This is a genomic window from Beduinella massiliensis, assembly GCF_900199405.1.
Taxonomy (GTDB): domain Bacteria; phylum Bacillota; class Clostridia; order Christensenellales; family Aristaeellaceae; genus Beduinella; species Beduinella massiliensis.
This window is the reverse complement of record NZ_LT963430.1, coordinates 3,655,702-3,675,392: the sequence shown is the minus strand read 5'-3', so window position 1 is coordinate 3,675,392 and position 19,691 is coordinate 3,655,702. Positions and strand designations below refer to the sequence as shown.

Genomic DNA, 19,691 nt, shown 5'->3' with positions numbered 1-19,691 from the left:
TATGATCGAACTTTCGGACATTCAAAAGCGCTATGAATTGGGCGGAGAAGTGCTCATGGCGCTGGACCACGTGGATCTGACGGTGGGCGACCACGAATACGTCGCGATCATCGGGCCGTCCGGGTCCGGCAAGAGCACGCTCATGAACATCATCGGCTGCCTGGACACGGCGGACGGGGGCACGTACAAGCTGGACGGCCTGGACATCACGCGCTATTCCCAGCGCCAGCTCGCCGCGATCCGGGGGCACAAGATCGGCTTCATCTTTCAACAATTCAACCTTTTGCAAAAGCTTACCGCCTATGAAAACGTGGAGCTGCCGCTGATCTATCAGGGGATCGGCGCGGCGGAGCGCAGGCTGCGCGTGGGCGAGGCGCTGGAGCGCGTGGGCCTCGGTTCGCGCATGCACCATCGGCCCAACCAGCTTTCCGGCGGGCAGCAGCAGCGCGTCGCCGTGGCGCGCGCGGTCGTGACGCGCCCCTCGCTCATCCTCGCGGACGAGCCGACGGGCAACCTCGACTCCAAGACGACGGTGGAAATCATGGATATGCTGGAGGAGCTGCACGCACAGGGCAATGCCATCGTGCTCATCACCCATAACCCCGAAATCGCCGCGCGCGCCCCGCGCTGCGTGCACATCCGCGACGGCAGGCTCAGCGAGCTCGCCCCCGGCGCCGACCGGCGCAAGACCGTGGAAGGAGGCGCTGGAGCATGAGCATTCTGCAATCGATCAAGATGGCCCTGTCCTCCATCCTTTCCAACAAGATGCGCTCCTTTCTGACTGTGCTGGGCGTCATCATCGGCGTCATCGCCGTCGTCGTGCTCTCATCCCTGGGCGAGGGCGCGATGGATACGGTGACGGGCCAGATAGAGGATCTGGGCGCGAATCTTTTTCAGGTGCGTGTGAAGACCGACCGGTACACGGGCATCGACGTGGACAATCTGGCTGCCCTGGTGGACGGCGAGACGATCAGCGCCGTGTCGCCGTCGATCAGCCAGAGCGTGACCGCCAAGTCCTCTCTGGACAGCTACGAATGCACGCTGGAAGGCGTGGGCGCATCCTATTACGACATCCGCGCGCTCGGCATCGAAAAGGGCGTGGGCATCACGCAGATGGACAACGACCTGCGCCTGCCGGTCTGTGTAGTGGGCGTAAAGGTTGCGGACAAGCTCTTCGGCACGCGCGACGTCATCGGCAATACCGTTTCCGTGCGCGGCTACGACTTTAAAATCGTCGGTCTTTTGGAAGAGCAGGGCGCGAGCATGGTCGTTTCCGACGACGAGACGATCACCATTCCTTTTACGCTTGCGCAGCGCATCTTCGGGACGACCTCGATCACCAGCTTTTACGCCAGCGGCGCCAACGAGAGCGTCATGGACGCGGCCGAACAGACGCTCAGGCGCTTCGTCTCCGCGCGCGTGAACGACCCGGACGACGACTATTCGATCACGAGCCAGTCCGCCATTCTGGACATGATGAACGAGGTGACCGGCACGCTGACGACGCTCATCACCGGGATCGCGGGTATCGCGCTTCTGGTCGGCGGTATCGGCATTATGAACATCATGCTCGTCTCCGTCACCGAACGCACGCGCGAGATCGGCATCCGCAAGGCCATCGGCGCACCGCGCAGCGCGATCCTGTTCCAGTTTTTGATCGAGGCCGTCGTGCTCTCCGTCGCGGGCGGACTGATCGGCCTCTTCGCCTCCATGGGGCTGCTCGCGATGCTACGCGGGCCGATGGACATGCCGAACCTCGCCATGACGACGGGCAGCGCGAGCCTCGCGCTCTCGTTCGCGGTGTTCATCGGCATCGTCTTCGGCATCTACCCGGCCAATAAAGCCAGCAAGCTCAAGCCGATCGACGCCCTGCGGCATGAGTAAAAAACATCCCCAATAAAACATCGCTGCCGGCCGAGAGGCTGGCAGCGATATTTTATCGACGGGTACCGTCGTATTCCGGGAAGGATCAGGCGTCCTGTTCTTCCTGCGCCCGCGCGCGGTTTGCCATGCAGCCGAGGATGGCGGCGTAGGCGTCCAGCGTTTCAGCGCAGAGGCTGTATTGAGTCCAGCGGCTCACGCGGCGAACCCGGACGAGCCCGGCCTCGCTCAGCACGCGCATATGATGGGAGAGCGTAGGCTGGTTGATTTCCAGCTGCTCCAAAAGGCGGCAAGCAGACATGGCGCCGTTCTGCGCCAGCATGCACAGCACGCGCACGCGATTGCGGTCGCCTAAGACACGGGCCAGATCGGAGATCTTCTGCACGCATTCTTCCGCGTTGTGCTCGCATCCCATGACGATTCCTCCCTTTAATAAAGAACTGTTTTCTTATTTTACCTTGTGCGGGGAACGAAGTCAATGAAACCTGCGACGATACAACAAATTTTGTGCATGCAGTCCGGCGTGCAGGGCGGGAATTTTGAGCGAGGAACGGGCCGGCGCTTCAAATGCCCGTTTCAGTCGGCGAATTTGTAGATAAACAGGCAAAAATGTCACTATTGATCTTCAAAATAATACCTATAGACGTAAAAATGGTTGTACATCCCTTTTGCGTGTGTTAAAATCAGGAAGAGAGCATTGCACAAAGGGGAATGGTGTTGAATATGAAAAGAATCTTTCTCGCGTCCTGTCAGGAGGATATGGCCTCGCTGCCTGAGGCGCTGAAAGACCGAAATATGGACGTTCGCGTCCTGAAGAAACCGGAACGCGCGCTCGCGGAGTGCTTGGAATACGCCCCGGATCTGGCGATCGTAGACGCCGTTCAGCCGGTTAACAGCGGCCTTTTTTTGTGCGCCCAGTTACGCGCGCACAAAAGGACGCTGCCGGTGCTTTTTATACAGCCCAACGGCAGACAGGTGCGCATCACAGACGCGGTGACGATCGGCGCGAGCGACTGTGTGACGCGCGCGCTCGGCGTGCAGGGTATTGCGGACAAGGCAGAGCAGCTGTTCATGCGGGCGGAGGAAGCGCCTTCCCTGCGCGTGCAGGACGTCACGCTCGACCCGCAGACGCGGGAGCTGCGCTGCACGGACGGCGCGGTGACGCTCACCCCCACGGAGGCGCGGCTGATGCGCGCGCTGATGGAGGGAAAAAACCGCATTCAGACACGGGAAGAATTGATGGAGGCGATCTGGAAGGGGGAAACCTTCCGAAGCGGCGAAATGCTGACGGTTAACGTCAACCACCTGCGGACGAAGCTGCGCAGGCTGGGCCGTGCCGACCTGATCTTGACCCAGAAGCGCACGGGATACATGGTGCATGACTGAGCGGCTCCGCACGCGTTCCTTTGAGCCCGCGAAGAATCTTCGAGGGGGCTTGACAGCGGGCCATGGGTAACGTATCATGTGGCCAGAAAAGCCGCGTTGAACGGCGGCTGCCGAAAGGGACGATGAACCCATGACGAATGAGGAAGCACGCTCGCGCGCGCATGCGCTGGTGAGCGAGATGACCGTGGAGGAGCAGGCGTCGCAGCTGCGCTACGACGCACCGGCCATCGAGAGGCTTGGCATCCCGGCCTACAACTGGTGGAACGAGGCGCTGCACGGCGTGGCGCGCGCGGGAACGGCGGCGGTGTTCCCGCAGGCCATTGCCCTGGCGGCGATGTTCGATTCGGACGGGATGGAGGAGATCGCGGACGCCATCGCTACGGAGGGGCGCGCCAAGTACAACGTGCAGCGCGCGCACGGTGACCGCGACATCTACAAGGGGCTGACGTTCTGGTCGCCCAACGTCAACATCTTCCGCGACCCGCGCTGGGGCCGGGGTCAGGAGACCTACGGCGAGGACCCGTATTTGACCGCGCGCCTGGGCGTGCGGTTCGTGCGCGGCCTTCAGGGCAAGGGGCGCTATCTCAAGGCGGCGGCGTGCGCCAAGCACATGGCGGTGCACTCCGGCCCGGAGCGCCTGCGTCACGAGTTCGACGCGCGCGTAAGCGACAAGGACCTTTGGGAAACCTACCTGCCCGCGTTCGAGGCGCTGGTGAAGGAGGCGAACGTGGAGGCCGTCATGGGCGCCTACAACCGCGTGAACGGCGAGCCCTGCTGCGGGTCCCGAAAGCTCATCAGCGAGATCCTGCGCGGCAAATGGGGGTTTGAGGGGCACTTCGTCAGCGACTGCGGGGCGATTGCGGACTTTCACATGCACCATCTCGTCACCGCCACCGCGCCGCAGAGCGCGGCGCTTGCGCTGAAGAACGGATGCGACCTCAACTGCGGCAACACGTACCTGCACATCCTGCAGGCGTATCAGGACGGCCTGGTGACGGCGGAGGAAATCGCCGCAGCCGCCGAGCGCGTCATGGCGACGCGCATCAAGCTGGGCATGATGGACGGCGACTGCGAGTACGACGCTATCGGCTTTGAATGGTGCGACTGCGACCGGCATCAGGAAATGGCGCTGGACGCGGCGCGCAAGGCGATGGTGCTGTTAAAGAACGACGGCCTGCTGCCGCTCGACCCGGATAGCCTCAGGACGGTGGCGGTCATCGGGCCGAACGCGGAGAACCCGGCGGCGCTGGAGGGCAATTACAATGGCAAGTCCTCCCGCTACGTGACGCCGCTGCAGGCGCTGCGCCGGGAACTGGAAGGGCGGGCCCGCGTGGTCTACGCACGGGGAAGCGAGCTGACGCGCGAGAAATCCACGCCCGAGTCGCGGCCCGGGGATCGCATCGCGGAGGCGGTGGCCGCCGCCGAATGCGCGGACGTGACGATTCTCTGCCTCGGCCTGGACGCGACGGTCGAGGGGGAGGAAGGCGACGCGGGCGACAAGCGCGATCTCGAACTGCCGCAATGCCAGCTAAGGCTGCTGGACGCCGTGCTGGGCACGGGAAAGCCTGTCGTGACCGTCGTATTCGCGGGCAGCGCCCTGCGCGTGGAAGCGGGCAACGCCGTGCTCATGGCATGGTATCCGGGGCAGGCGGGCGGCACGGCGCTGTGCGACCTGCTGTTCGGGCGCGTATCTCCCTCCGGCCGCCTGCCGGTGACGTTTTACCGGAGCGCGGACGACCTGCCTCCCTTCGAGGACTATTCGATGAGGGGGCGCACCTATCGATACTTTACGGGCAAGCCGCTCTATCCGTTTGGTTACGGCCTGTCGTATGCGCGCTTTACCTACGCGGACGCTGCGTGCGATGGGCAGACGCTGAGCGTGACGTTGGAAAACGCGAGCGGCATGGCGGCGGACGAGGTCGTACAGGTCTACGTAAAGGCGGAGGATTCGCCGTTTAGTCCGCCGAATCCGCGGCTTTGCGCCTTTGCGCGCGTACACCTTGCGGCCGGAGAGAGACGCCGCGTCGCGCTCGAGCTGCCGGGAGAGGCATTCACGGTCGTAAACGACGCGGGCGTGCGCGTGCGCGCAGAGGGCAGGTTCAGCCTGTACGTGGGCGGAAGCCAGCCGGATGCCGTGAGCGCGGAGCTCACACAGACGGCGCCGCTACGCATTCAAATCGTTTAAAAAGAAACAAGTAAGGGGCGCGGCCATTGGCTGCGCCCTATTGTTGCTGCTGAAGGTATTTCGCTTCAAATTCGTGAACCGAAAGGGGAGGCGAGAAGTAATATCCCTGGATGAGGTCGCAGCCAGCCTGGCGCAGCCTGTCCACCTGCTCCTTTTCTTCGACCCCCTCTGCGACGGTGCTGACGTCGAGCTTGTGTGCCAGCTCGATGATGGATTCGATGACGGCATAGGCGCGGGGATTCTCCCGGCAGTCGAGGAAGAAGCCCCGGTCCAGCTTGAGCGTATCGATCGGCAGCTTTTGCAGCAGGCCCAGGGCGGAATAGCCGGAGCCGAAATCGTCCAGAGAGCAAAGAAGGCCCGCCGTGTGAATTCGATTGATGATGCCCAGCGCCTTTAGAATCTCGGTATCAGAGAACATGATCGACTCGGTCAGCTCCATTTCGACGAGGCCCGCAGGCAGCTCATGGCGGTCGAGAATTTCCTGATAGGCGGAAAAGAAGTCCGGGTTTTGAAAGTGAGCGCGGGACATGTTGACGGAAAGGGGAACCGAATGCGCGGCGGATTTCTGCCAACGATCGACAAGCGCGCATACACGCTCGAAGACGTAGAGATCCAGCCTGCAGATCATGCCGCTCTGCTCGCACAGCGGTATGAAGCGGGCAGGGCTTATGAGGCCATGCTCGGGACGAATCCAGCGCACGAGGGCTTCCGCGCCTGCCAGAGAGCCGTCGCTCGTGCGAATTTTGGGCTGAAGATAGACGACGAACTCTTCACGTTCAAACGCCTGCTCCAGCGCATGCAGCATTTCCGCCTGTTCGCGCTGAAGGTCGAGCAAAACGCCGTCGTAAAACGCCAAGGAACTTTGATAGGCGCCCGAAATGCTCTTTCGTGCGGCGTTCGCACGGGTTTGGCAGGAGATGATATCGACGCCGTGCGACGGGACGATGTAGGCCCCCTGGGTGACGCGCAGCGGACCGGCGGCCGTGACGATAGCTCCGAGCTCGGAAGCAAGAGCCTGAAGCCGGCTTTGCAACTCGCCCTCGCTCGCGCTCGCCATCAGCAGATAGAAGGTATCGGCCTCGGCTCTGGCGGCCATCTCGCCGGATTTACGCAGGTTCAATTCGAGGGTCTGATACACGCGGCGCAGGATTTGATCGCCCGCCGCCGCGCCCTCTATATCGTTGATGAGCTCGAATCCCTTTATATTGAGCGCCACGACGGCAAAGGCCCCCGGCGGCCCATGGCGGATCGTCCTTTCCGCATCCAGCAGAAAGCGTGCGCCGCTGTTTCCGCCCGTCAGGGAGTCGGTAAAGGCAATCCGTTCCACGCGCGCGCGATAGGCGGACTGGACGAAAAAGAAGGCCAGGAAGAGCAGAAAGTACAGCGAGATGATGACGAACGTGATGATGAACATGCGCGACAGGAAGACATCTGCTTCTCCCGTGAGGATGTCTTCGGGAATCAGGGTGACACAAAACCAGCCGTACACGCTGATCGGACGATAATCCAGCATGATGTTTGTGCCGCCACAGACCGGCAGGAGGATGTCTCCGCCGCGCCCCTCAGCGAGATCGTTCGCCATTTTTACGGCCCATTCGTCCGTCGCATCGTACTGCTCCTGGGCGATATGCGCAGAAAAAGGCTGTTGAATGGGCGGGATGACCATTTGACCGTCCTGATCGAGTATGCAGTTGCTCCCCTGCCCTGCAAAGCAGTCGTTGTGGATCAACTCGCGCATCTTATCCACCGACTTGAAGCCCGCCAACAGGCCGCGGTCATCGTCCCCGGACAGGAGCGGCACCACGTAAACGAACTGGTCCTCATAGTTGCAGGTGATGCCTTCTCCAATCTGCGCATTGGAGAAAATAGGCAGGCTGGAAAGATCCAACGTGCGCCCGTCGGGGAAACTGGCTCTGCCGTCCCAAGACAGGTAGGCTATGTCGGAAAAATTCGCGATTTGAGCTTTTCGCTCGAGAAATTCTGGAACTTCTTCCGGCTGCAGAAGCAAGACGCTGTCCGCGATCAGCTTCAACTGGCGCATGACGCCCTGAATACGGTCGTCGATCAGCGCGGCGGTCTGGCCCGACACGTCGGACAGATAGCTTTGCGTCCTTTGGCGGAAGACAGTGCGCATACTGTCGACGTTCCAGAGAATCCCGGCGAAAACCGCGAGCAAAAAGGTCAGAGAAACCGCCAGCGACAGGATACTGAATCGGGATACCGACAGCTTCTTTGGCTTTCCTGGCATGACTTTATCACCTGCATATTCTGTATATCTTTCGACCCAAAATCTGCGTACATATACAAAAAGGCTCCAGCAGGATTATAGCAGAAGATTGTAGAAATACAATATAGAATCTGTATACATATCCAGATAGCTTTGGAATTTTTTCGGATGGAGGGCGAAACATGCGTCGGGATACGCGCCCAAACGACCTGTATCGAATCATTTTAGAGCAGATCCTGCAGGGAAAGTATAAATTTGGACAGACCCTGCCGTCCGCCCGGGTCCTATCCGAAACCTACCACACCGGCTTGCGGGCTGTGCAGGACGCGCTACGGGCTCTGCGGCAGGGCGGATACATTCAAACACAGGAGCGCAGGCACGCCGTCGTCTGTTACAGTTCGGGGGCGGAGAAAGCGGAGGACCGGGAGATCGTGCGGCTTTTGGCGCGCCGGCAGGCGACGATGGATGCCTTCAAGAGCGCCGCCGTGCTTATGCCGCCGGTATGGGCCTTTTGCACGGAGCGGATGACCCACGCGGAGCTGAGCGAGCTGCTGCGTCCCATTCGCCGGATCGACGCGAAGCCCTATCAGGACAAGATCCTCATCACTTCGCTCGTGATGAACCGCATCCTGTACCAGGCGGGCAATCCGCTGCTTTGCGATCTGTACGCCAGCCTGGAGGTCTACATGCAGGTGCCGGTCTTTCCGGCCTACGGCACCCCCTACGACGGCGAGGGGCTCTGCGGCGGCCACGAGGTGATCGAAAGGCTGGAAGCGGTGAGATTGAAACAGCCGTCGCGGGCGGGGCTGATCTATGAGGACGTCGGCAAAACTGTGGAGCGGTATATGGCCCGCCTTGCCGGGGATTATCCGGACGTGCCGGAAAACCCGGCGCTGTCCTATACCTGGAATCCGGTTCGGGGGCGAACCTACCTGTACGCGGAGGTCGCGCGCGACCTGATGCGGAAGATCGACGGCGGGACGTACCCGGACGGCGCCTTTTTGCCGCCTGAAAAAGCGCTTTCCAGGGCGTATGGCGTCTCCCTTTACACGGTGCAGCAGGCGCTGGGCGTGCTCCGCGGATTCGGGATGGCGGAGACGATCAACGGACGGGGCACGCGCATCTGTCTGCAGCGGGCGGGCATTGCGCGGGCGGAATTCAGCAGGGCGGGGTATAAGCGCGACGTGCTGATGTACCTGTACGCCTTGCAGTTTACGGCGGTCGTCATTCGTCCGGCCGCCCTGCTCGCGTTTGAGAAGATCGACGGGCGGGTCGCGTGGATCGTCGAAAAGGAGCTGGAGCTCCCGGGGCGCATCCCCATGACGGCGCTGCTCGACGCGCTGCGCGAAGCCACTTGCCTGCAGACGCTGCGGGAAATATGGGGGCAGATACAAAAGCTGCTCCTTTGGGGCAACTGCTTCATTTTTTTGCAGCAGGGAGACGGCAGCGCAAACGCGCTGCGCGCGGGCTGCCGGAGCGCGGCGGCCCATCTGCGACTTGGAAACGGCGAGGCGTTTGCCGCGCAGATGGAGCAGTGCGTCCTCTTCATGATGCAGCGCGTGCGCGCGTTTTTGGTGGACAACGGCATCGATGAGGCGGAGGCGATACGCATTCCATCGGCCTTTTCCTGAATGCACCAGGCCCCCGTTTTCGTGCGAAAACGGGGGCCTGGACGGATTCGGGGGGTCAGTTGCCCGTGATGAGGAGCGCTTCCTCCTGAAGCAGGTCGAAGCCTTCCTCGACGGTGTACTCGCCGATGCCCATCATCTCGGAAATCGGCAGCAGCGAGGCGGTGAGGAACTCGGCCCACTTGTCGAACACGGTCAGCGGGCGGCTGTGCTCCAGCGAGTCGAAGATGCTCTGCTTCTCTTCGGACGTGAGGCCTGCGAACATGATGTCCATGTTCTTTTCGGTAGCCGCGCGGTTGACCTGCGGGCCCCAGGTGAACTCCTCGTACTTGATGGAGGAGGCTTCCTCGCCGATCAGCCAGAGCATGACCTCCTTTGTCTCCTCGGGGTGCTTGGTCGCGGCGAGCGGGATGTATACGTCCACATAGCCGACGGAGGTGCCGTCCGGCGTGGGCAGGATGCCGTAGTTGACGCCGCTTTCCGCGATTTCAGGATGGCTCCAGGTGCCGGTGATGTACATGCCCAGCTTGCCGTCTGCGAAGAGCTGCGCGGTAGAGGTGGTCTTCGTGGTGGCCGAATCCGGCATGATCTTGTCCATGTGCATCATCGTGTAGAGCTTTTCATGAATCGCGCGGATATCCGGGTTGTCAAACTGCGGGTACAGGTTTTCGCCCCAGTAGTCGAGCCCGCGGGGGAAGAGGAAGCAGGCCGTGCGCTCGAGCTGGAATTCGATCCAGGCGCCGTAGATTCGGTCGAGCCCTTCGCCGCTGGAGAGCTTGGCGCCGATCTCGGCCCATTCGTCCATCGTCCAGGTCTTCGTCCAGTCCAGGCTGGGCGTCTGGATGCCCGCAGCCTCGAACATGTCGCGGTTATAGTAGCACATCAGCGTATAGATGCTGATCGGCAGGCCGTAGAGCTTGCCGTCGCGGTAGAGGCCCTCGATCACGTTCCAATAGTATTCGTCCTTGTTGAGGTTCTGCTCGACGTAATCCGTGATGTCCAGCAGCATGTTCTGGGCCGCGAACTGCGGGTAATAGGAGGTGGAGACGGTCGCGATGTCGGGCGCCATGCCCGCGGCGCTCATGGTGATGAGCTTCGTTCCGATGTCCTCCCAGGTCGCAGCGCTGTTGTCCAGCTCGATCTGGATGTCGTCGTGCGTCTCGTTGAAGCGCTTCACGATGGTTTCGTGTCCGCCATTTGCGCTGAATGTCAGCAGCTTGATGACGACGGGGTCCTTGCCCTCCGCGCCGGCGGGAATGTTCGCCAGCGTCAGCACCATGAAAAGGGCCAGCAGAAGCGAGAGCAGTCGTTTGGTCATTTGGGTTCCCTCCTTTTTTCGATCAAGGCATTCAGCCTTTGATTCCGCCGAGCATGATACCGCTGATGATGTACCTTTGCGAAATCAGATACAGGACGATGATCGGCAAAAGCGCGATACAGGACGCCGCCATCAGCAGGTTCCACTTGGTCACGTATTCGGACTGATAGATGCGCAGCACCATCGGCACCGTCATCTTGACGCGGGAGTTGAGGTAGAGCATGGGGCCCAGGAATTCGTTCCACTTGCCCATGAACGTGAGCACGGAGATGGAGACGACCATCGGGACGGACATGGGCAGGATGATCCTGAGCCAGATGCGCATGTGGCCGCAGCCGTCCAGGTATGCGGAGTCGCGGTAGGCGTCGGGGATGCCCATGATGTACTGGCGCATGAGGAAGACGTTGCTCGCGGTGCCGAAGAGCGAGGGCACGATCAGCGGCAGGTAGGTGTTGATCCAGCCCAGGTTCTTGAAGATGATGAACAGCGGAATCAACGTCACCTGATAGGGAATCATGACCGTCGCCAGCACCAGCATGAACAGCAGGGACTTAAAGCGAAAGTCGATCTTGGCGAAGGCGTAAGCCACCATGGAGCTGACGATGATGTTGCCCGCCGTGGAAATGACGGCGATGAACATGCTGTTGAACAGCGCGCGGCCCATCTGCGACTGTTCCCAGGCGTCCGCGTAGTTTTGAAAGCGGGCGGGGTTGGGGATCAGCTTGGGCGGATAGCTGAAGACGAGCGAGGTGTCCTTCAGCGAGGTGGAAACCATCCAGATAAAGGGGAAGAGCGTGGCCGCCGCCACCATCAGCAATACCGCGTGCAGCAGGAGTTTTCCGGCTCGTTTACGCATCGTAGTTCACCCACTTCTTTTGCAGCGTGAATTGCACGCCCGTGATGACGAAGATGACCGCGAAGAGAATCCAGGCGTAGGCCGAGGCTTCGCCCATGCGGAAGTAGGTAAACGCGAGATCGTAAATCTGCATGACGATCGTGCGCGTCGCGTGGCCGGGGCCGCCCTCCGTCATGACGTAGGCCGCGTCGAAGAGCTGGAAGAAGCTGATGAAGTGCATGACCAGCAGGTAAAAGAGCGTCGGGGTCAGCATGGGCACGGTGATCTTGGAGAAGCATTGCAGCTTGTTCGCGCCGTCGATGGTCGCGGCCTCGTAGTACGTCTCGTCGATCGACTTGAGGCCCGCGGAGAGGATGATCATGTCGTAGCCCATGTTCTGCCACACGGACATGATCGCCACCGAGGTCATCGCCCACTTGCGCGTGGAGATCCAGCCGATGGGTTCTATGCCGAAAATTGCGAGCACGTTGTTGATAAAGCCGTAGTTCTTGTCGTACAGCCAGCACCAGACCACGCATACGGCGATGGTGGTGGTGATGTTGGGCAGGAAGAAGGCCGTCCGGTACAGGGCCGTGCCGCGAATCTTGGCGTTCAGCGCGACCGCGAGCAGCAGGCCGCAGAGGATCGAGCCGGGAATGGCGATGGCGATGTACTTGAGCGTATTGCCCCACACCGTGCCGAGCATCTTGCCGGTAAAGACCGTGACGTAGTTTTGAAGGCCGATCCATTCAAACGGCGTCATCATGTTCCACGATGTAAAGCTGATGAACATGGAAAAAAAGACGGGCATGATGGAAAAGCACAGAATGCCGACGATGATCGGCGAAACCATCAGATAGCCCATGCGCTCGTTCTGCTGGCGGAGCGTCCGCACCTTTTTGGGGCGGCCCAAAGCCGTGTTCATGGTTAACCCCTCCTGCCGTGTGTTTTCGTGGAATTATCATAGCATGAGAAAACTGTGCTAGGTGCTGAAAAAACGAATCAAAAAAGAGACGATATTATCATGCGCGCCGCGGGACGTTGATGGTTTTTAAGCGATTATGCTATAATCACGGAAGAAAACATGGGACGACACGCGAAAAAAGGATGTGCGCGCACGCAGCGGACGGAGGACGGCGCCATGACGGATTTACGAGCGAAGAGAAGCGGTGGGCAGATACTGGTGGTAGACGACGATAAGCTGATCCGAGGCGACATCACCCACATGCTGCAGCGGATCCTGGGAGGCGGCGCGGAGCTTCTGGAGGCGTACGACGGCAGGATGGCGATGCAGAAGCTGGAAGCCTCGCAGGCGGGCATCGTCCTGACCGACATGCGCATGCCGCGCATGGACGGGCTGGCCCTGATCGAGGCCGCGCGCGGGCGATGGCCGGACCTGCAATTCATCGTGCTGAGCAATTATGACGACTTTGACTACGTAAAGCAATCGTTTCAGCACGGCATTGTGGATTATACGCTCAAGTATCAGATCGACGAGCCGACGCTGAGGGAGCTGATCGAAAGAGCCCGGGAAGCCCTGGAAGCCTACTGGCGGGAGCGGGAGTACCTGGAGGGGATGCGCAAGGACACGCTTTACGAGGAAAGCCTTCGCCTGGGCGGCGAGATCGCGCAGTGCGTCGAGTCGTGCACGGCGCCGGCGTTTATGGAGCGGCTGCGGCAGCCCGCGCGGATCGTGCGCCTGGACTGCCTGCCGCGCGAGGACGCACCCGGGGAGTGGAGACGTCTGGCCGCCGCGGCCTTCACGGGCCTCTTTGAATCGGACGGCCGAAGCGAGCTTCACCCCTTCGTGCTGCCGCGCAAGCCCGGCAAGGAAAAGCTGCGGATGGGCGTCGTGGCCTGCGCGCAGTTCGTCAATCCCTGCGCCCTTGAGACGACGCTGCGCGAACGGGTGGAGTGCTTTTTTCAGGAGCCTGGCGGAGCGGCCTGCATCTGCGCGGCGGCGCTGGAACCGCTGGAAAGCTGGGACGGCGCGCTGACGGCCCGTCTGGACGCGGCCGTCGGCCAGATCTTTTACATGCGGGCGAGCGCCTGGGCCGGGCCTACTTCCCAAACAGGAGGGATATTGCAGGCCTGCGAGCTGCACGCGGCGTTCGCCAGCGCCTTGCTGGAAGGGCGGCGGGAGGACGCGCTTTCGATCGTCGGGCAAACCGCAGAGATGCTGCGCAAAAAGCGCCCCGATCCGCACGCGGCGCGCAAGCTGCTGGGCCGGTTCTGGTGGGAGGTGCAGGCGGTTCTGCCTCCTGAAGAAGAGCAGGCGTCCCACCTCGCGATGCAGCGGCTGGACAGTTACGAGCGGCTCCTGCTGGAGACGGTCCGAAGCCTGCCGATGAGGCCGCCTGCGCTCGTGACGGAGGGGGAGAGCGCGGTAGAGGAGCTCATCGAAAGCCTGCTCTCCGACCTTTCGAAGCCCGTGTCGCTTGACGAGGCGGCGCGGCGCATCGGCTTTAGCCGGGCACACTTTTGCCGCCTGTTCAGGCAGGCGACGGGGCAGAGCTACAATAGCTTCATGACCGGCAAGCGGATCGAGCAGGCCTGCGTGCTGCTCAGGCGGCCCAGGGCGCAGCTGCGCGTGGTCGCGGGCGCCGTGGGGTTCAGCGACGTGCGCTACTTCCGCAAGCTCTTTTTTCAGCACATGCACATGAACGTCGACGAGTGGGTTCGCGAAGCGGCTGGAGGGAAAGATGAGCCTTAAGGTCAAGCTGACGGCGCTGATGCTCGCCCTTTCGATCCTGCCGGTGCTCTGCTTCGCGGGCATCGCCTACGGCACGATCGGGCGAAACGCGACGGAAACGGCCCTTCAAACGAGCTCCGCGCTCTTCGACAGCCAGATGGACAGCTACGAACAGAAGGTGGCGCGGCTGTCGAGCACGTCGCTGGACATCGTGTCGAACACGTCGCTGCGCATCCTGTTCAAGTACGTGCGCGACGAGGTGCTCTTCTCGGACTGCACGAGCTTTCGGCGCAGGCAGATCCTCACGACCTACGCCGATTTGCAGCGATACATCGACGCGCACCTGGCTTCGTCGGAGGACCTGCTGGACGGCATCAGCCTCGTGGCGCTCAACCGGAGCGATTCGGTCATCCATTCGGGCACGGACAAGGCGGCCCCGGGCGCGATTCAGAGCGCCATGGACAATCCGGGTACGCCCCTACTCTTCGCGGACGAGGAGATGAACCTGTCGGTCTGCGTCGCGTTTACGGATCTGCCGCTTTCGGAATGCCTGGGCGCGTGCCTGCTCAGCCTCAGGGGGGACAGCCTGTTCCGTACCCTGATGCCGGCGGAGCTCACAGCGGGCGAGCAGCTTTTCGTGTTGGATGGGGACGGGCAGGTGCTCTTTCACTCGGACGCGGAGCGGATCGGCACGACGCTCGGCGATTCCGCATTCGTTCAGCCCGCGCCGGAGGCGGGCCCCGCCTCTTATTTCGCGCCGCTGGAGGGCGAAAAGTACGTCGTCACCTGCCAGCGTACCGTGAACAATCCCGAATGGACGGTTTATTACGCGATCCCGTACGCCTACTTCCTCGCGAGCGGCTACAGCATCGCCGGGATGATCACGCCCTTCGCGTTCGGCTGCGCCCTGGTGGCCTTCGCCGTGGCCATCGGCTGCTCCGCCTACGTCTATTCGCCCATCCGCCGGTTGACGCGCGAGATCTCCCGCATGAACGAGGCGGGTATCCGCGCGCTGGAGGATCGGAACAACCCGCGGGAAATCGCGCTGCTCGTCCGCTCCTTTAACGCGCTCATGGGCCGGGTGGACACGCTGCTCAAGAAGGTGGCGCAGGAGGCGGAGAACACCAAGCAGGCGGAGATCGTCGCGCTGCGCGCGCAGATTTCGCCGCACTTCCTTTACAACACGCTCAACGGCATCAAGTGCATGGCCGCGCAGAACCAGACGGACGAGATTCAGATTTCGGTGACGAGCCTGATCGCCCTGCTGCGCGAGAGCCTGGGCAACACACAGGACGTAATCCCGCTATCCCGCGAGCTCAAATACGTGGACAACTACATTCAGCTCCAGCGCTATCGGCTGGATCTGTGCTTTCAGTACCGTGTGGACGTTCCAGACGCGCTGCTGAGCGCGGCGCTTCCGCACTTCGCGCTTCAGCCCCTCGTCGAAAACGCGCTGATTCACGCCTTCGACGAGATCTCGGACGAGGGCAATACCATCGCCGTGACCGCGCGCGCGGACGGTGAAACCTGGCGGCTCTCGGTGGAGGACAACGGCGTGGGCATCGAAGCGGAGACCTGCCGGGAGCTCAACCGGCAGTTTGCCGACGGATCGTTCGCCGCGCTCAAAAAGGTGGGGCTGCATAACGTGTTCGAGCGCTGCCGCCATCTCTTTGGAAAGCGCGCGCGCCTTACGATCGAACGCACGGGGAACGGCACGCGCGTGACGCTGCGGCTGCCGCTGGTGCCGTATCAGGAGGAGCGCACGGATTATCGCAGCCCGTAAACCGGCGATGTGCACAATACAATCGTCGCATTTATGATCCGTTTGACACACGACGCTCCGCCGCCGCTGTGCTACAATGTCTGCAAACAGATAGCCGCGGGCGAGACGGCGCGGCAGACGCGAATGGAGAAAGGACGTGACCATCCCCTCATGCTCAACAAGACGACGTTTACCCCCTTTACCCACGGGGAGATCAGGCCCCAGGGTTGGCTGCTGCGCCAGCTTCGCATTCAGGCGGACGGCCTGAGCGGCCATCTGGACAAGGTGTGGCCGGACATCCGGGACAGCAGGTGGATCGGCGGCGACCGCGACGGCTGGGAGCGCGTGCCCTACTGGCTGGACGGCTTTGTGCCCCTCGCTTACCTGCTGGACGACGACGACCTGAAGGCGCGGGCGAAGCGATACATCGACGGCATCCTCGCGCGTCAGGAGGAGGACGGCTGGATCTGCCCCTGCGCGCCGGAGGAGCGGGACGCTTACGACGTGTGGGCGTTCATGCTGATTCTCAAGGTGCTGGCCCTTTACGCGGATTTGAGCGGGGACGAGCGCATCCCGGATGCGATGGCGCGCGCGCTCAAATGCCTCAAGACGCACCTGCACCACCATACGCTCTTCGGCTGGGGCTCTGCGCGCTGGTACGAGTGCCTGATCCCGATCTTCTGGCTCTACGAGCGTACGGGGGAGGAGTGGCTGGTCGATCTGTGCTATCGCCTGCGCACACAGGGCATGGATTACACGAAGGTGTTTGAGCCCTACCGCGACACGACGCCGCAGCGCGTCTGGACGTTCGACACGCACGTGGTCAACATGGCGATGTGCCTCAAGCAGGAAGCGCTGATGTCCCGCCTGACGGGCGGCGACCCGGACGCCTTCGCCCTCAAGGCGCATGAACTGCTCAAGAAGTACCACGGCATGGCGGTGGGCCACTTCACCGGCGACGAGTGCGTGGCGGGCACGAGCCCCGTGCAGGGCTCGGAGCTTTGCAGCGTGGTCGAGGCGATGTATTCCTTTGAACAGATGCTCGCCGTGAGCGGCAACCCGCACTGGGCGGACGAGGCGGAGCGCCTGGCGTTCAACGCCCTGCCCGCGACGACGAGCGCGGACATGTGGACGCACCAGTACGACCAGCAGACGAACCAGATTCGCTGCCAGCGCCTGCCGGAGGAGCACGTGGTCTTCGGCACGAACGGCCCGGAGTCGCATCTATTTGGGCTGGAGCCGAACTTCGGCTGCTGCACGGCGAACTTCAACCAGGGCTGGCCCAAGCTCGCGATGTCCGCGTTCATGCGCGCGCAGGACGGCGTGGCTTCCTGTCTGATCGTCCCCTCCGAAGTGCGCTTTGCGCAGGGGGAGGCGCAGGTCACCGTCGCGCTCAAGACGGATTATCCCTTCAAGGGCGCGGCGCGCTACACGGTAACGACGGACAGGCCCGCCGCGTTTACGCTCTACATCCGCATTCCAGCGGCCGCGAAGAGCGCGCTGGTAAACGGCGAGGCGGTGACGCCCGGCGAGTTTTTCCCCGTTTGCCGCACGTGGGAGGGCGAGCAGCAGATCGACGTGTCGTTCGCGTTTGCGTGCGAGCTGACGGAGCGCCCCGGGGACATGCGCTGCCTGTGGCGCGGGCCGCTGCTGTACTCGGTGGCGATCGAGGAGCAATGGGAACGCCGCGAGTACGAGGACAAGGGCGTAGAGCGCAAGTACCCGTACTGCGACTACGAGATCACGCCGCAGTCCGCGTGGAACTACGCGTTCACGGACGCGCATTTCGACGTGGCGGAGCGGGAGATCGGCGCCTACCCCTTTGACGGCAAAGACGCGCCCGTCGAGGTCACGGCAAGCCTCGCGCCGGTGGACTGGCCGGAGGCATACGGCGTCTGCCTGCCCGCGCCCCGAAGCCGCAGGCCCACGGGCCCTGCGCAGCGCGTGCGCATGATTCCCTACGGCTGCACGAACCTCCGCATGACGGAGATGCCCATGGCGGAAAAGTAAACATATAGAAGACGGCCCCCTCCTCCGCGTGCGCGGAGGGTGGGGCCGTCCTCATGCGTTAAAAGGGCCTTGCGGCTGCCATCAGTCCTGTGTGTCAACAAAGGCGGGGTGCGGGGTTCGGCGCAGGTAGTCCACGAGCCCATGGGGGGTCAGCACGCCGCCGGGCACGTAGATGCCGCCCGCGCCCGTGTCGCCCAGCTGGTGAGCGTCCGACCCGCAGAGCGTGAGCAGCCCGTAGTGATCCGCATAAGCCTGGGCGAGGTCGTTGTGGCTGTCGTGGCGCGGGTTGCAGTTGCGCGTCTCGATGCCGTCCAGATCGCAGGCGGGCATGACGCGAAGCTTGGGGCGGAAGGGGTGCGCCTGATAGACGAGCCAGCCGTTTTCGCGGCAGAGCGCGTGAAAGGCGGGAAGCCCGTCCTCGCAGACGCTGTCCGGGAGATGGAGGATGGCGTCTTCCGTCAGGCCGTAGACGAGAAAATCCTCGTCGCCGGAGGAGAAGCGAATCTCCATGCCCGGCAGCACGGTCAGATTCAGCGCGGCCCCGGCTTCGGCGGCCAGCCGGTAGCCGGTGAGGAACGCGTCCCGTGCAGCGGCATTTTGAAACTTGCCGGGCAGAAAATGGTCCGTGACCACGACGGCACGGTATCCGGCCTCCAGGCACAGGCGGATCATCTCTTGGGCGGGCACCTTGCCGCAGGCGCTCACCTCGCAGGTGTGCAGGTGGGTTTCGAGTTTGACGAGATCATTCATCGTATTGCTCCTATTCGGGTTGACCGGCGACGATAAGGTGAACGCCGGCACGTGAGATTTCCTCAAGGTAGGCCTCCGACGGCGCAGCGTCGGTTATCAGCACGTCGAAAGAGGAAAGCTCTGCTGTCGTCGTGAGCCCCACCACGTCGAATTTGGTTCGATCCGCCATCAGGACGCGCTTAGAACAACGCGTGAGCACATGACGGCAAAAATCGGATTCAGCGATGGAATCATAGGTAACCCCTCGTTTGAGCGAGATGCCGGCTACGGACATGAAGGCAATCCGCACGTTGTAACGATCGAAGAAGGACGGCTGATCCGGGTCGTTAAACGAAATATTTCGGGTAAACAGCTGGCCGGGCAAGGCGATGAGCGTTACATTCGCCATCGTTGAGGCATGTTCCATCGCGCGCAGGTTATTGGTGATGACGGTAACGCCGGAAAGCGCGGAAATTCCATCGAGCAGGCGGTACGACGTCGAACCCGGGCCGATGTAGACGACGTCGCCGGGGTGAATGAGTTCGGCGGCAGCAAGCCCGATGCGCTGTTTTTCCGCGGACAGGAGCGCGTCGCGCATATGAAAGGGGGTAAGTCGATGAGAAGCGGGACGAACCCCGCCGAACACCTTTTCGACGCTGCCGCGCTCCACCATACAGGCGATGTCGCGGCGTATGGTGTTCAGGGAAACATGGAACCGCTCACAAAGCGCCTCGAGAGACACCACACCGTTTTCACGGACAAACAATTCCTCTTCCTCAATACGTAGTGCGCGCATAAACGTCCTCTTCCTGAGCTGAATGTAGACCTTATTATAGCACATTATGTAAATTTGTAAAGAGAGTTGAGAATCGTTTGAGTAAAATAAGAGGGGGATTTGATGAAATATGGGAATAAATTGAGTAAAAATGAAGAAAAATGGCTTGAAAAAGACATAAAATTGAGTATAATGTGAATAAAGCAAGCAAGTAAACAGAGGATTTCTGGAAAGGAGGGACGACGCGCAGTATCCTAATGGAG

Annotated in this window: 15 protein-coding genes; 8 read left to right on the top strand and 7 right to left on the bottom strand. The window is 61.7% G+C overall.

The features are described 5' to 3' along the window. The first annotated feature begins 1 nt into the window (after position 1). Together C1725_RS17525 and C1725_RS17520 are read left to right on the top strand one after the other, a co-directional pair. Positions 2-715: an ATP-binding cassette domain-containing protein gene (locus C1725_RS17525; protein WP_102412978.1), complete on the top strand. Its 714-nt coding sequence runs from the start codon at positions 2-4 to the stop codon at positions 713-715. Continuing rightward, positions 712-1,884, top strand: a complete 1,173-nt coding sequence (locus C1725_RS17520; protein WP_102412977.1) for an ABC transporter permease — start codon at positions 712-714, stop codon at positions 1,882-1,884. Before C1725_RS17525 ends, C1725_RS17520 begins: the two co-directional genes overlap by 4 nt. Before the next feature lie 85 nt (positions 1,885-1,969). On the opposite strand, the gene C1725_RS17515 is transcribed toward C1725_RS17520, so the two are convergent. Next, on the bottom strand, positions 1,970-2,296 hold the full coding sequence (locus C1725_RS17515) for a metalloregulator ArsR/SmtB family transcription factor (protein WP_102412976.1): 327 nt from the start codon (positions 2,294-2,296) through the stop codon (positions 1,970-1,972). A gap of 308 nt (positions 2,297-2,604) precedes the next feature. On the opposite strand from C1725_RS17515, the gene C1725_RS17510 reads away from it, so the two are divergent. Both C1725_RS17510 and C1725_RS17505 read left to right on the top strand, forming a co-directional pair. Further along, complete coding sequence (locus C1725_RS17510) at positions 2,605-3,267, top strand: response regulator transcription factor (protein WP_346026808.1); 663 nt, start codon at positions 2,605-2,607, stop codon at positions 3,265-3,267. Between the two features lie 130 nt (positions 3,268-3,397). Beyond that, complete coding sequence (locus C1725_RS17505) at positions 3,398-5,452, top strand: glycoside hydrolase family 3 C-terminal domain-containing protein (RefSeq protein ID WP_102412974.1); 2,055 nt, start codon at positions 3,398-3,400, stop codon at positions 5,450-5,452. A 37-nt stretch (positions 5,453-5,489) separates the two neighbouring features. Here C1725_RS17505 and C1725_RS17500 read toward each other — a convergent pair whose 3' ends face one another. Further along, entirely contained in the window at positions 5,490-7,700 is a 2,211-nt protein-coding gene (locus C1725_RS17500; protein WP_102412973.1) for an EAL domain-containing protein, read from the bottom strand. Between the two features lie 161 nt (positions 7,701-7,861). Between C1725_RS17500 and C1725_RS17495 the strand changes: the two genes are divergently transcribed. After that, the gene (locus C1725_RS17495) at positions 7,862-9,310 is read left to right on the top strand and encodes a GntR family transcriptional regulator (RefSeq protein ID WP_102412972.1); all 1,449 of its coding nucleotides are present in this window, start codon (positions 7,862-7,864) and stop codon (positions 9,308-9,310) included. A 55-nt stretch (positions 9,311-9,365) separates the two neighbouring features. Here the strand turns inward: C1725_RS17495 and C1725_RS17490 are convergent, their stop codons facing one another. Genes C1725_RS17490 through C1725_RS17480 form a run of 3 tightly spaced genes read right to left on the bottom strand, consistent with a single transcriptional unit; the run spans position 9,366 to position 12,385 of the window. Further along, on the bottom strand, positions 9,366-10,625 hold the full coding sequence (locus tag C1725_RS17490; protein ID WP_102412971.1) for an extracellular solute-binding protein: 1,260 nt from the start codon (positions 10,623-10,625) through the stop codon (positions 9,366-9,368). 31 nt (positions 10,626-10,656) lie between these two features. After that, positions 10,657-11,481, bottom strand: a complete 825-nt coding sequence (locus C1725_RS17485; RefSeq protein WP_102412970.1) for an ABC transporter permease subunit — start codon at positions 11,479-11,481, stop codon at positions 10,657-10,659. Beyond that, complete coding sequence (locus tag C1725_RS17480) at positions 11,474-12,385, bottom strand: ABC transporter permease subunit (protein WP_102412969.1); 912 nt, start codon at positions 12,383-12,385, stop codon at positions 11,474-11,476. The genes C1725_RS17485 and C1725_RS17480 overlap by 8 nt, the downstream gene beginning before the upstream one ends. Before the next feature lie 216 nt (positions 12,386-12,601). On the opposite strand from C1725_RS17480, the gene C1725_RS17475 reads away from it, so the two are divergent. The 3 genes from C1725_RS17475 (at position 12,602) to C1725_RS17465 (ending at position 17,924) form a co-directional block, all read left to right on the top strand. Beyond that, the gene (locus C1725_RS17475; protein WP_346026807.1) at positions 12,602-14,173 is read left to right on the top strand and encodes a response regulator; all 1,572 of its coding nucleotides are present in this window, start codon (positions 12,602-12,604) and stop codon (positions 14,171-14,173) included. Continuing rightward, positions 14,163-15,935, top strand: a complete 1,773-nt coding sequence (locus tag C1725_RS17470; protein ID WP_102412967.1) for a histidine kinase — start codon at positions 14,163-14,165, stop codon at positions 15,933-15,935. Before C1725_RS17475 ends, C1725_RS17470 begins: the two co-directional genes overlap by 11 nt. A gap of 123 nt (positions 15,936-16,058) precedes the next feature. After that, positions 16,059-17,924: a beta-L-arabinofuranosidase domain-containing protein gene (locus C1725_RS17465; protein WP_346026806.1), complete on the top strand. Its 1,866-nt coding sequence runs from the start codon at positions 16,059-16,061 to the stop codon at positions 17,922-17,924. Positions 17,925-18,005: 81 nt separating this feature from the next. On the opposite strand, the gene C1725_RS17460 is transcribed toward C1725_RS17465, so the two are convergent. After that, positions 18,006-18,674 carry a PHP-associated domain-containing protein gene (locus C1725_RS17460; RefSeq protein ID WP_102412965.1) on the bottom strand — a complete coding sequence of 223 codons (669 nt, stop codon included), beginning with the start codon at positions 18,672-18,674 and terminating at the stop codon, positions 18,006-18,008. Positions 18,675-18,684: 10 nt separating this feature from the next. Next, positions 18,685-19,449, bottom strand: coding sequence for a DeoR/GlpR family DNA-binding transcription regulator (locus tag C1725_RS17455; RefSeq protein ID WP_346026805.1), 765 nt, complete (start codon positions 19,447-19,449; stop codon positions 18,685-18,687). Positions 19,450-19,691: the final 242 nt, after the last annotated feature.